Below are 12,852 nucleotides of genomic sequence, written 5' to 3'. Positions count from 1 at the left end.
AGTCGATGGAGAGTGATGGCGCATCGTTACATCGTTACGGTCCGCAGTCGCTGCGGCCTAGCCTACGGTCTCGCTTTCCTGAGTCCAGGCTTCTGGCTGGTCGAGCACAGAGACCGCGCGAACATGGCAGCGAATTTTATGCCCCATATCCTGCGAGCCGATCTGATAGCCTGTGCCGGTTTCGCCCACGATCGGAACGCCGTCACGATACCACAGACACTCTATTTGCGACGCAACCACGTTCGGTACGACGGTCAGCGCTTGGCTTGGTGAAGCCCGGCCCGACAAGGTCGGCAGTGCGCTGAAACCCGGCGGAACCCTAGCCAGATCCGTTTCCGTTTGCCGGACCCTTATATAGTCAATGACCATGTCATATGTCTGCGATGGGTCCGGTTGAACACGCCCCTTGTTTTGATCGTAAGCGAAATCCACCATGATGTATTTTTTCGCTGCGAGTTCCGGGCTCGTCGGAACGCGCGCCACTTCCCAGCCATCGATCACGAAATAACTGTAATCATCCTCGATCTGGGCGTACCAAGTATGAAATTCGCCATCATATATGTCGATTGTCGCCGGAAAGCCATTTGATGGATCGACCTGATAGCCGGCTATTTTCCGGTGCACGCTACCTGTCGCGATATGTGGATCTGCATAACCGAGTTTGGGTTTGTGAACGTGCTGACTTATGTTGATGTAGGCCCCATTGAGACCATCATATTCCCAAAAGTCAGTCTCAAGACGATTGCGCGTCCTCCAGAACAGATGCTCTTTGCCATACGCCCAAAAAGCAGGAAAAAATCCGGGGCGGGGCGCTGCGATCTTTGGAAGTCTGGCGCGGACCTCAAAGATGCCCTTTCCCCAACACCGCCCTTGGCCATTGTTGTTCACTGAAGAGAACGCGCCTGTTCTCCAGCGGCCCTTATGCAAGAGCCGGAGCACCAGCGTGTGGCTGGCGGCGTCGTGCACATATGAGGAAGGCGACCCCGAGATCCGCTGGGTATTGGCGTCAACGCCAACATTCGCCAGAGAGGTCGGCGCATACCAGATGCTGGCTTGGGCACCTTTGGAATCATCGACAACCGTGTTGGAATCGAAATCATCAAAAAAAACCGTTGTGTAACCGCGGATCGGTGGCGCCGCTTCTCCACGATGAGCATATCGCTCATTCCCGATGGCTGCCCAGGACTCCCACGAGGCTGAGTCGAATGCGTAACGTGCCGGTTTGTTGTTCGCATCCACGGATGAAGGAGGGCGCTGGCGATAGGGATGATCGCTGGGCAGGTCGGATTGCCGGCCGACGCGCCACATGCCCCATCCCATCAGTATGTCGATCAGCGAGTCATCTAGTTCGCTTTGCCCGATGATGACGCAGTCGATCGCGACATCCGCCCTCATCGGATTGTTCACATCGCCCATGAAGCTCTCCGATTTCATCCGGTTGGGTGCCAATGCATAGATCGTCTGGCCAGCCGTCTTGACCCCATTCACCACAACCTGCATCACGAACCCCCGGCGGTACCCGACCATGACATTCCAGCCGCCAAAATCCGTCGAGCATTTCCCTTCCTCGCTCTTGATCTTGCCGTCATCAACCTGTGAAACGAATGTGCCTGTCGATGGCCTGAAGCAGACCCGCGGCTGCCGGTGCACCGAACCACCCTCGGCGCCATTGACGCACAAAACAGAAACGTTGTTCGCATCGGAGTTGGCTGCTGAATCGCAGCGGGCGATCACGAGCCACCAGCGGTGAAGGTATGGGGCGTCGTTATCGGCAGGCCAAGTCAATGCCTGTTTCGTACCCTTCTTAAAGATGACGCCGTTTTTTCCAAGCTTTGTCGGGCACAGAGAAGGCTCGGCCTGCACCGCAGCCACAGGCTTCACGCCGCCGGATTGCCACGAGGAGACTTCGCCTTCGGCCAAATCCTCCTGATACCAGGATTTTACGATCATCTCCGGGAACAGATCTGGATGCCAGAGTTGTCCCTCCTGCTGCGAGCCCTGTTCCGGACCGGCGGCGAGAGCATCCCGTCCTGGGCGACCGGATGCCGTCAGCAGAAGGGCCGCGCATGCGCCCCGCGCCAAATCTCGGCGGGAAATGCGGTTGGTCATTATCGTGTGCCAATAATCTCTGGTTTCAGACACACCATGGACACCGGTTACCCATTATCGCGCTTCTCATCGTAAGCTCCGCAGATTGCAACATCAGCCATGAGACGCCTCATCTCTGGCGAGAAAAGTGCGCTAGAGGCTCAACAAGTGCCACCGCCTTTCAACTGGGCGTCCACTTAATCCACGCCGCTTTCGTCGACGTCAAACTCTGCAAAACCTTCACGCCATACTTTCCAAAGAGAAGCGAGGCCTTCACATAGATCGCCGCAGCCGATAGGCCGCCAATGATCATAGAGCCCGCCAAGAGCACTAATGGATCGGGCAAACCATCGAGCAGGATCTTCACGATCGTGCCAGTTACAAAGACTGCGATGGCAAAGATGGCCGGTGGGACATGAACCAGGACAAAGTCCAGAAGCGACAATTCGGTCAAGCGGCAGCTCATGAGTGCGTAGATTACGAAGCTCAATGCGATAGCCCCTGAAACCGCCACCGCTACCGCATTTATTCCGTATGGTGCCGAGAGCGACGCGAGGCAGGCGATTAGCATCAAATTGACGATCTGCATCGTCGCGGTTCGGTAACTATGGCCCGTAGAAAGTAAAACAACGCCGCACACCTTAAAGGCAACGCGAAAATAAATCGCCACAGAAAATGTCGCAATGGGAACAATAGCGTCGGTCCACTGATCGCCGAAAATCGTTAGTACAAGCTCCTTTGCGAAACAGCAAATAAACGCACTGGCTGGAAAGGTGAGAGCCGCCGTAAGCGCATAACCTTTGAGCTGACCGGAACGCAGCCTAGCTTTGTCATGCTGAACCTTCGACATCAACGGGAAAACCACGGTCCTGGTAAGATTTCCGAGCAGATTTGATGGGTTTGCAACCAGATTATAGGCTCTCGAGTAGATGCCCAGCTCTGTTGTTCCGACTATCCGTGCGACCAGGATATTGTCTATATATCTGGAGATGAAGCTCGAGAACCCGGCCACTGAAAGGCCAAGGCTCTGGCTTCGGATATCCCGATAGGATTGCAAGTCGAAGCTTGGCCTGACAAGGTATTGTCCAGCCGTAGAGAGATAAATCCCTGCAAGGATGAATGCTTCGGCCATGTAAGCGATCACCAACGCCCAATAGCTCAATCCAAGATAGGCGAGCGGAATAGCCAAGCCGACGTTGGCGAGGGTCCATGCCGTCAAGCTCGCCGTCGAGGATATTTTGAACTTCAAGTTCCGCGAGAGAGCTGCCTCAGCCACAAGATTGAATGCGTTTGCGAACATGCTGAAGGCGAGCACCCGGGAAACAATGTTGAGCTCCGGCACACGAAGGAAATCGGCGATCGCTCCTGAGAACACCCATTGAAGAACGGCCATGCCCGCGGCGATCAGCAGGGACATGAATGCCACGGTTCCCATATGGCGCCTTTCAAGATCTCGCCGCTGGACCACGACTTGCGACATCCCGAGATTGGCAATGTTATTGCCGATGGCTACGACGATCAGCGCAGCGCCGGCAACGCCGTACTCTCGGGGGGAAAGCAGGCGCGCGAGAACGGCCGTGATCAGGACTTGTAATAAGGTTCGAACCAACAGCATGGCGCCCGACCAGGAAAGTCCCCGGGCGGCCTGGTGTGTCAAATTCCGGCTTTCATTCACGTGCTTCGAACTCGTGACTGGGAAAAATGCACTCGACTACGTGAGACGGCTTAATGCAACGAGAAGCATCCTTCGCATAATGGCGATCGTCTGCGCGCTATGGACGCGATCCGTTGGAAAACGCGCTCCAGCCGGAAGGCCATCAGCGCCTGGGCGAGTGGGCATTCGATTTCCTGCCTTCTTTCGATTGAGGGGCCCGGGACAGGGCCGCCAAGCCGCCTTGGTGGCTTCATAGCCAAAACCGTGGAAAGGCTTGCAAAGCAAGCTCCGCTCGGCGCACTTGGCCTTTGGCCATACCGGCGCGCAACCAGTATAGCATGGATATACCGAATGATTTTCTCGCCCAAGCTTCTCGGGTAACTCTCGCCATTCTGTTCGGCTCTAGCTCCTGTGATCTCGTTCCATTTGTCGACGCCTCTGCAGCCGACGGATTGAAACCCGCTGCCACGCCTTGACGACTTCAACGGCGTTTGCCGCTTTGCTAGGCAAGGGATGCGCATGGACAGTTTCAAATTACTCATTCCTTGGGCGCCCAGTCACCGTTTCTCATTATGCTGGGGACTGGCATCCCAGCACAAGCATCGCTTCACTGAAACCGGCTTGTTGCCTCCAGCAGCAATCTGCGTATTCCGCTGCCGCGCGCAAAATCGAGAAGCCATGAGAGAAATGGCAGCCGCCTGCGCGTCAAGGACGCCGCCCGCATGAGAAGGCGTTCCAGACGGAAGCCGATCTGGCGTTGAACGGCATTGTAGTGGAATTCGATCTCTCGCCTCGTTTCGAGCGAAAGTCCCGGATAAGGTTGCCAGGACGCCCTGGTCGCTTCGAGGTTGAACCGCGGAAAGGGCGGCACAGTGAATACTGTTCGCAGCCGCTCCATGGAGGTTTCCAGACTCGAAAGAAGAGCGGCCCTTTCATCAGGCGAGAGATATTCGTGATTATTGTTAGGTCTTGTTATTCTCTTGTCTACCAATGCATATATCTTGCGCTCCATTTTGCTCTCGGAAAGAAGAATATGCTCATTTCTAATGCGCTTATATTCCAGAACATCTCGACTTAGCCGCTCGTTTGCACGAAGATGCGGCAGCGTGAAAGCGGAGAGATCCTCAATACCAAGAATATGTCTCACGAAATCATCGATCAGATTTGGCAGAGCCGCTTCGTATGTGCGTACCGAGCAGGCGCTACTCCCAAAGACATCGCGCCAGATGGATAGGTAGCGATGATAGTCTAGAATATCATTAATTGTGTTAAAAAAGTCGACAACATCGCCTGTAAGCAGATCGCCGCGCTTCACATTTTGATTGTACAGAGATTCGAGATAATGATCCGGCCTTCTTACGTAGCATAGTACTTGGCATTCTACATGACTAGGAATTGTGGCGCGCAAGCGCTCGATGATACTGCGCTCTCGTGCAAGAACCTCGGTGTTCGATTCCGCACCTTTGAAGCGCGTTAGATACCGCACCATAGCATAAAGATTCTCGGAGCTTGCGATGATTGTGTGAGCTCCATATCGCTCTGCCTTTCTAAAATTCTCAAGAAGTAAATCTCGAAACTTCTCTTGTCCGTCAAGTAAAAATGTATTGGCAATGCTGTTGAAATTAAACTCATGGACCGGCGAGGCGTAGCATATTCCATATTCGCGCAGCCCTTTTCCGTTTGCTGACAGGAATTGCTGTAACGCCGTGCTTCCCGTTTTATGCGTGCCAATATGAAGGATGAGCCTCATGTGATCTTTTTACCCGAAGATTTAAGCCAAACGAAGCGAGCAATGCCGGCATAAGCCGCGAGATTCCGCCACGTGGGTCCTGCAAGCCAACTTCAGCGCGCGCATGGCAAGGCTTTCTGCATAAGCGTGGCGTAGAGACTCACTTGCTCTCGGGCAACCCTCTCCATGCTGAAGCGCATAGTGATGGTGTTCACCGCTTGCTCTCCCATCGCATAGCGCTCGGCTTCCGATAGACCAAGCGCGCGAAGCAGGAGCCCGCCATACTCCACATGCGAGCGAGCCAAAAAGCCGCTGCGCTCATGCTCCACAATATCGGACGCACCGCTGACATCGGTGATGATCGGGACCACACCGCAACTCATGGCCTCGAGCAGGGCGTTTGACATGCCTTCCGACACCGAGGTGGAAAGATAGAAGTCAGCCTTCCACAGGAATGGAAAGACATCTTCGACCGCGCCGGCGAATTTGACCCTGCCGGAAAGGCCCAACCGCACCGACTGTTTCTCGATCGCGGCGCGACACTGGCCATCGCCCAAGACGGTCAGTTGCGCCTGCGCCTCGGCGGGAAGGGCCGCGAACGCATCGATCATGTGCTCGAGGCATTTCTCCGGCTCGATGCGGCCAAGGCAAATGAAGCGTCGGGTGCCATCTGTGCTCTGCTGTCGGCGCGGCTTTTGAGGCAGATCAATCCCGTTTGGAATCATGTGAATGCGATCCGCTTCGATGCCGTGTCTCTTCAGGTCACCTGCGATTTGGCGGCTATTGGCGATGAAGGCCGTGACGTGCCGTTTGATCACGGACGACGCCCAGCGGCCGACAATTTTCTTTTCGCGCACAACGTCGAGATCGAAACACCGTCCGCCGCGGCCCATTTTTGCGAGAACGGGCTTGCGCAGGAGGGCTCCTGCCAACGTCGCCGGAAGGGCGTGAAGTCGGGCATGAATGATATGCACAACATCGAATTCGTCGCGACGGCGCAGCATCCAGATCACAAGCTGGACACACCACGACAGGAACGACAGCATATGCCGCCCGCCCAAATTCGGCGCGGCATGCAAGCGAAGGCGCTCGATGGGCACTCCGTCGATGGCGGACCGTTTCGGCGTCGAGTGTGACAATCTGGGTGCCAAAATGGTTACGGAGACGCCCCTTTCGATCAGCGCCCGAGCAAATCGCCGCGTCTGTTGCTCGGCGCCGCCATATGACTCTGGAAAATAGGTGGAGAGCACGAGCAAAATGCGTATGCTGCGAAGGCCTTCGGCTCGCGGGGTAATCATCGGATGAGCAGAGGCAACTTCTGTTACATTCATATCAATCCACCGAATTTACCGCCAACAAATCCGGCAATCTGCCCGATCTCTGTGGGGCACTTCATCGCGGAAGCGCCAGATTTCGAACAGGAGGCCTAGTCGACGCTCCCTTGCTCGCCAGATGCTGGTTGAGAGCCTGGCGGTAAATTGCCTCGATCCGCTTGCCCATCCGCTTGGTATCCCAGTTCGAAAGATCCGTCGCTGCGGCACCTCGGGCGAGGCAAGCCAGTCTTTCGCGATCCTCCAGGAGGGCGGCCGTGGCGTCGGCCATAGCGCCCAAGTCGTCCGGAGGTGTGATCACGCTATTGGTGCCAGGACGGAGCACTTCGCGAAGACCTGGCAGATCGCAAGCGACGCAAGGCTTGCCGCCGGCGAGATATTGCATGAGCACGCGGGGCAATCCCTCCCGTATGGAACAGAGCAGGCAGAGATCCGCGAGTGCGATCAGCCGCTCGGGGTCGTCGCGATAGCCGGCAAAGACCACTCGGCGCTGGAGCCCCAGCCGGTTGACTTGCGATTCGGCGATCGAGCGAAGCGGCCCATCGCCTGCGAGCACAAGTACCGTGTCGGGTAAGCGGGCGGCGATTTTCTTGAAAATCTTTAGAAATTCCGCGTGTCGCTTGCGTGGCTCGAACGCCGCAATCATCAAGAGCACAGACGGGCGCGGCGCGTCCGGTGTCAAGCGCAACAATTCACGCCAATCGGCTGGCGGACTGGCGTTGCGAAAGCGATCGAGATCGAATCCGGAATAGACGACATGATGTTTGTCAGCATGTCCCACTCCCGCGCTCATGCATAAGTCACGGATGCCCTCACTCACACTGATGAATGCACTGGTGACTAACGCCGCCAGTTTTTCCAAGACGAGATAGGTGAGCCGTTCGGCGACGCCGACATTGACAAAAGGCACGATATGCACGCCATGAATGATCACTGGAACCCCCGCCGCCCATGCTGCGAAACGGCCGAGAACGCCTGCCTTGCTAGTATGCGTATGTACGATGTCGGCATTCAAGGCGCGGAATCTCCGGGTAAGCGCCAACAATGCCCTCATGTCGGAGGCAGGCGAAATGGACCGGGTCAAGTCGGGGATGCCAATGAGTTCCACCCGCGGGTCCACTTTAGCTAAAATTTCTGGGTGAACCGCCTCGCCGTGTAGCAGGAAAACATCATGTCCTCGTTGGGCGGCCCAATTGCAGGAATAGACGGTATTCTCATCAGCACCGCCATTGATGAGACGAGTAATGACATGAGCGATACGCAGTCGATGCACTACGTCAATTTTGCTGTCCACATCCTGTGATTTCAAATCGCCGCTACCGGGCTCAATCCACCCGATGGTGGCGCTGCCCCCCCGGCCGCGCTTTCGGTTTCCTGACCTCCCGACAGCGGTGCTACTGCGTTGGAGTGACATGTCACGTCCTCGGTGAGTGCATGCCGTATGGAGACAAAACCCTTGCTCCTGGCGCCCCCCGTCTCTCGCTCGGGGTCGCCTCTCCTCTCCATAAGGACAGGTTCCAAACGGCTTTTGGTCTAATTTGATTTATGTTTTAGACGTCACAGAGACGTGTCGCTGTTACCCCGGGCACAGCCGAGTGCCTGTTCATCATATAGTTATGCGCTGCGAACACGTTTCTCCTCACCGCGCTTGTGCGAAATCGGACCGGACTCGTTCGAAGAGGCAGTCAAGGCAACGGAATGTGCGTCCTATTTGAATTCCCTTCTGGATGTGACGACAACCGAGTTGACTGTTCATGATGTCCCCGAATGCCTGCTCGCGATGTCTCCTGAGAACTGACCCGAGAAGCATGCTGGCTTGGTTCGCCATAGCCGAAGCATGAAAGATAGGTCTTGTGGATGCGGCTTCTCTACATACATTCGGCACACGTCCCGGCGCTGGCCGCCAATGCGGTACAAGTCGCAAAGATGTGTCAGGCATTTCGTGTTGCTGGTGCGGAGGTCCTACTAGCGCTTCCGCGCGCCTCCATGAATAGACAAGATCATTATGGAAAGATCGCGCGCGAATATGGATTGGACACCGAGTTCCCATTCCGCGTTCTCCCCGTACCCTTTTGGCCTGTGCCCGGCAGGGAGCTTTTTTTTTCGATGTTGGCGCTTTTTGCTGCGGTCTGGCTGCGGCCGCATGTCATCTTTACACGCTCGGCTACTGTAGCGCTTGTTTCTGCCGGACTTTTCGGATTCACGACCGTTTTTGAGCTTCACGATCCGATTGGCAGTTTGAGCAGCCGTCAGCGTCAGCGCCTTGCCAAACTGATTGGCCTAAAGGCATTCCGAATGCTGGTCGTGACGACGCAACGTCTGCGGGACAACAGCCTCTGCCTCTTTCCTCAACATGCGGGAAAATTTTTCATCGCGCCCAATGGCGCGGATCCGGTTCCGCCGAATGTGGAGAAATACAGCCTCACCGGCACGTTCAAGGTTGGTTATGTCGGGCATCTGTATAAGGGAAAGGGCATGGAGATAATAAGCGCTATTGCGCCTCGATGCGGCTGGGCGACATTTCATATAGTTGGAGGAACACCCGGCGATATAGGGTATTGGACATCGAAGCTGGCCCAATGTCCGAACACAGTGTTTCATGGCTACGTTCCTCACGCCGCGACGTGTGCCTACTTGGCTGAAATGGACGTTGTACTCGCGCCCTATCTCAGAAATGTAGAGGGTCAGGGCGGCGGTCGAAATATCGCTGAGGGAATGTCGCCGCTCAAGCTCTTCGAATATATGGCGCACGGCAAACCCATAGTATCCTCCGACCTGCCAGCTATCCGTGAAGTCTTGAGGGATAGCGTCAACAGCGTTCTGGTGTCGCCAGACAACCCGTCTGACTGGGTCAATGCCCTTCGGCACCTGCGCGAAAACGAGGTGTTTCGGGATCAGATTGGTCTACAGGCGAAGGCGGACTTTCTGACCAAGTATAGCCGCATTGCACGCGCTACCAACATCCTAAAGGAAATTGAGAACCGGGAAGCTTATAGGCTGCACAGCTTCTCTTGTTGAAGGCTGCTGCGCCGTCAGCAGGCCTAATCCACTTCCCGCGCCATCCGGCGACTGATTCAATCGGACGTCCATGCCCGCTTCAGATGCTATGCATCAATAAACATCACGATCCGAAAGCAACAGCAAAGCGGTTGTCCAAATTATCTTAAGATCGAGCCGCACGCTCCAAGACTTTATGTACCAGAGATCATGCTCAACGCGTTTTTCCATCCGCCACAGCTCCTTCGTCTCCCCTCGGAAGCCGTTGATCTGAGCCCAGCCTGTCAAACCGGGTTTTACACGATGGCGATAAGCATAGCTCTCAATGATCTTACTATAGCTGTCGTCATGAGCGACGGCGTGGGGTCGCGGGCCTACCAGGGACATTTCCCCTCGAAGCACGTTGAACAATTGCGGCAACTCGTCGATGTTTGACCTGCGCAATATACGGCCAAGTCGGGTAACTCGCCTATCATTACGCTGAGCTTGGCGAATTTCCGTACCGTTCTCCTGCACGGTCATCGATCGGAACTTGTAAATATTGAATGGGTTACCACAAAAACCCCGCCGCGTCTGCTGGAACAGCACTGGGCGACCGTTCTCGAGCGCTATGGCACATGCGACTAGGGCCATCAACGGAAACAGGAACAGCAGTAGCAGCGATGCAAGAACGATGTCGAACAACCGCTTCAGCAAGCGTTCGGCAGGTCTCAAAGGCGCGCGCTGGACTTCGAAGGCTCGCTGCCAGCCCGTGTGCAGTGGACATCCGGCCAGAATCTTGTCCGTGTAGGCATCAGCGAAAAGATAGATTGGCAGCGGGAGGCGGGACATTTCCTCCAGGATGCGTTCGATCAACTTCCGCTGGTCCCATGCGCAAAACAGATAAACTGCCTCATATGGACCAAAGCGGAAAGCAGCCTGTGCGGCGGCGACGCTGGCATGCACCGATTGTGCTGCGATCGTGCCATCTCGGTTCTCGATGTTCGAAACACCGCAAACCGCGATACCTTGTTGCCCGAGCTTGCGGATTATCCCCTGTTCAATTCCAGGAACGCCAACGTAAAACAGATAGGCTTTGCGCAAGACGAGCTTCTCAGCGACCAGAAGCCGTTTCAGCACACGCGCTAGAGCCAAGTGGCCAGGCACCAGGATTGGGAATCCGACCGCAAACGCCAGAGTCAAAGAGCCGCGCGAGAACGTCGACGTGGTCTTCGTGAGAAAGGCGAGCCAGAGAATCGCAAAAAAAACGAACAACCACCCGGTGAAGAGTATTTTGATCACACGGTGATCGTCGAGGATGCCACTAACCGTGTAGGCGCCTCTGGCAGCCATGTATGCGACGAGCAACAGGCCGGCGGTGACGCTTAGATAAATCGTCTCCCAAATGTCTGACGGGCTCACGCCGAGGTGTCTATGATAGACCTCATTTGACGCAAGAAGTATCGTCTCTACAACGAGGAAATCAGCAGTTGCAAGAAACACGCAAACTGCTCCCACAGGAAGCCGTACCGGTTCGATGCTCCGCTTTAAGAACGCACTCGATGCCTGGGTTGGTGCATGCCGCATGGAGACAAGCTCCCCAATCCTGTTGTGTCTCTCAACGGCTTCCAGTCGATCAAATTTGAATTAAACTCTCTCAGAGAGATGTCGCTGTTACCCTGGGCACAGAGGGGTGACTAATTTTGGTGGTACCTTAATATGCTAATGTGCTAATATGTTCTGGCTAGCGCGTTTGCGCGAGAACGGTCCGGAGTCGGACTCGTTCTAGGTAGGCAAGGCAATGCTTTAGGGACCGGGGCGCTTTACCCTATCAAAGGGGGCGGGAGCCATGGCATTTAGCAGCGCTGAGGTTCGGGTCAGACAGCTCGATAAAACACGCCTATTTCGGCTATTTGGGCAAGATATCCTTAGTGAACTGGCGAAAGTAGCCATCCTACGAAGGGTTCCTAAGAATAAAATTGTAACTCACCTTGGTGACATTCCGAATTATATTTACTACATAATTCAGGGAAAAATTCGGCTTAGTGCCCCACTTTCGGACGGTCGAGAATTCATCTTTTCCGATCTCGGTCCCGGTGACACCTTCGACCTGACTAGATTGTTCATCACGCGACGCAGTAACATGAACGCTGCTTCAGTTGTGGACAGTGACTTGATGCAAATTGATGTAGCTTTCATGGCTAGGGTCTTCGACAAACACCCCGATCTCGCACTAAAGGTGATCCCGTATTTATGCGAAGCAATGCATGATGCGCAGGAGCGAGTGATCCACAGTGCGGCCAGTGCCCTATCCACTCGATTGGCGAGCACGCTCTTGCGATTGACTGAGAGGGGGCCGCCCAGCTTGGCTACCGTGGATAGAACTGGGAGCATCCACATTTCGCAGACCGACCTCGCGGCAATGGTCCCGGCTTCTCGAGCGAAAGTGAATCGTTGCCTGAGAGAATGGGAACGGCGGCACCTGACCCAATACGACCACGGCTCGCTGACGATCCTCAATCGCGCCGCATTAGAGTCTGTTGCTTTTGGCGAGATCGCCTTTGATCGTTCGATGATGCATATCCCACGTGCTCGGGCTTCCTTTTGGCAGGGGAGACAATGAACCGAAGTGGCGCCGCTCGTTCTCGCGTCCCTCGGTAGAGCCCTTTTCGTCAGCGTCGTAGGTCGCCGCACCGGACAAATGCGCCTTCTCACCGTATCGCTTCGGTGTGCGGCTCCTCGTCGACGCCGAGGAGATCTGGCCGGGGTTCCGGCCGATCCTGGCACGTCGGGCTAATCGCCGCCGCACTCATCCGCAACGCCGCGCGCCAAGGGCCGGCCGCCATTCAAGAGATGGTCGAGAACGGAGGAATCAAGCGTGCCGCAGAGCCAGGCCGGGGCCGCAGGCTGGTCGAGGCGTTGGCCAAGGAGGAGGGGCGTTGCGAATCTCAGAAAGTAGCAGAGCGGTGGCGCTAAGCCACCGCTCCTATTGGATCTCAGTTCCGACAGTCGGGGCTGAGAGGGTCGTGCTCCCTTGGGCTGACCCCGACGCACCTGGATATCGGAACGGCGCC

Annotated in this window: 8 protein-coding genes; 2 read left to right on the top strand and 6 right to left on the bottom strand. The window is 55.7% G+C overall.

Going from position 1 to position 12,852, the window contains the following annotated elements:
- Nucleotides 1-57: 57 nt before the first annotated feature.
- From EH240_RS30870 to EH240_RS30850, 5 genes are all read right to left on the bottom strand, one after another.
- Nucleotides 58-2,109 (bottom strand): glycoside hydrolase family 16 protein, encoded by a 2,052-nt coding sequence (locus EH240_RS30870; RefSeq protein WP_125005683.1) that lies wholly within the window; start codon nucleotides 2,107-2,109, stop codon nucleotides 58-60.
- A gap of 160 nt (nucleotides 2,110-2,269) precedes the next feature.
- Nucleotides 2,270-3,745: a lipopolysaccharide biosynthesis protein gene (locus EH240_RS30865; RefSeq protein ID WP_125005681.1), complete on the bottom strand. Its 1,476-nt coding sequence runs from the start codon at nucleotides 3,743-3,745 to the stop codon at nucleotides 2,270-2,272.
- Between the two features lie 604 nt (nucleotides 3,746-4,349).
- Nucleotides 4,350-5,492 carry a hypothetical protein gene (locus EH240_RS30860; protein WP_125005679.1) on the bottom strand — a complete coding sequence of 381 codons (1,143 nt, stop codon included), beginning with the start codon at nucleotides 5,490-5,492 and terminating at the stop codon, nucleotides 4,350-4,352.
- A gap of 92 nt (nucleotides 5,493-5,584) precedes the next feature.
- Nucleotides 5,585-6,802 carry a glycosyltransferase gene (locus tag EH240_RS30855; protein ID WP_125005677.1) on the bottom strand — a complete coding sequence of 406 codons (1,218 nt, stop codon included), beginning with the start codon at nucleotides 6,800-6,802 and terminating at the stop codon, nucleotides 5,585-5,587.
- Between the two features lie 61 nt (nucleotides 6,803-6,863).
- Entirely contained in the window at nucleotides 6,864-8,111 is a 1,248-nt protein-coding gene (locus EH240_RS30850) for a glycosyltransferase (RefSeq protein ID WP_167484228.1), read from the bottom strand.
- A 548-nt stretch (nucleotides 8,112-8,659) separates the two neighbouring features.
- On the opposite strand from EH240_RS30850, the gene EH240_RS30845 reads away from it, so the two are divergent.
- Nucleotides 8,660-9,820 (top strand): glycosyltransferase, encoded by a 1,161-nt coding sequence (locus EH240_RS30845; protein ID WP_125005673.1) that lies wholly within the window; start codon nucleotides 8,660-8,662, stop codon nucleotides 9,818-9,820.
- Between the two features lie 93 nt (nucleotides 9,821-9,913).
- Here the strand turns inward: EH240_RS30845 and EH240_RS30840 are convergent, their stop codons facing one another.
- A complete protein-coding gene (locus EH240_RS30840) occupies nucleotides 9,914-11,281 on the bottom strand; it encodes an exopolysaccharide biosynthesis polyprenyl glycosylphosphotransferase (RefSeq protein WP_167484227.1) in 1,368 nt (455 codons plus the stop codon).
- A 346-nt stretch (nucleotides 11,282-11,627) separates the two neighbouring features.
- Here EH240_RS30840 and EH240_RS30835 point away from each other — a divergent pair, with 346 nt between their 5' ends.
- Nucleotides 11,628-12,401, top strand: a complete 774-nt coding sequence (locus tag EH240_RS30835) for a Crp/Fnr family transcriptional regulator (protein WP_125005669.1) — start codon at nucleotides 11,628-11,630, stop codon at nucleotides 12,399-12,401.
- Nucleotides 12,402-12,852 lie beyond the last annotated feature (451 nt).

The organism is Mesorhizobium tamadayense, assembly GCF_003863365.1.
In the GTDB taxonomy this organism is placed as follows: Bacteria; Pseudomonadota; Alphaproteobacteria; order Rhizobiales; family Rhizobiaceae; genus Mesorhizobium; species Mesorhizobium tamadayense.
This window is presented reverse-complemented; position numbering and strand designations above follow the sequence as displayed.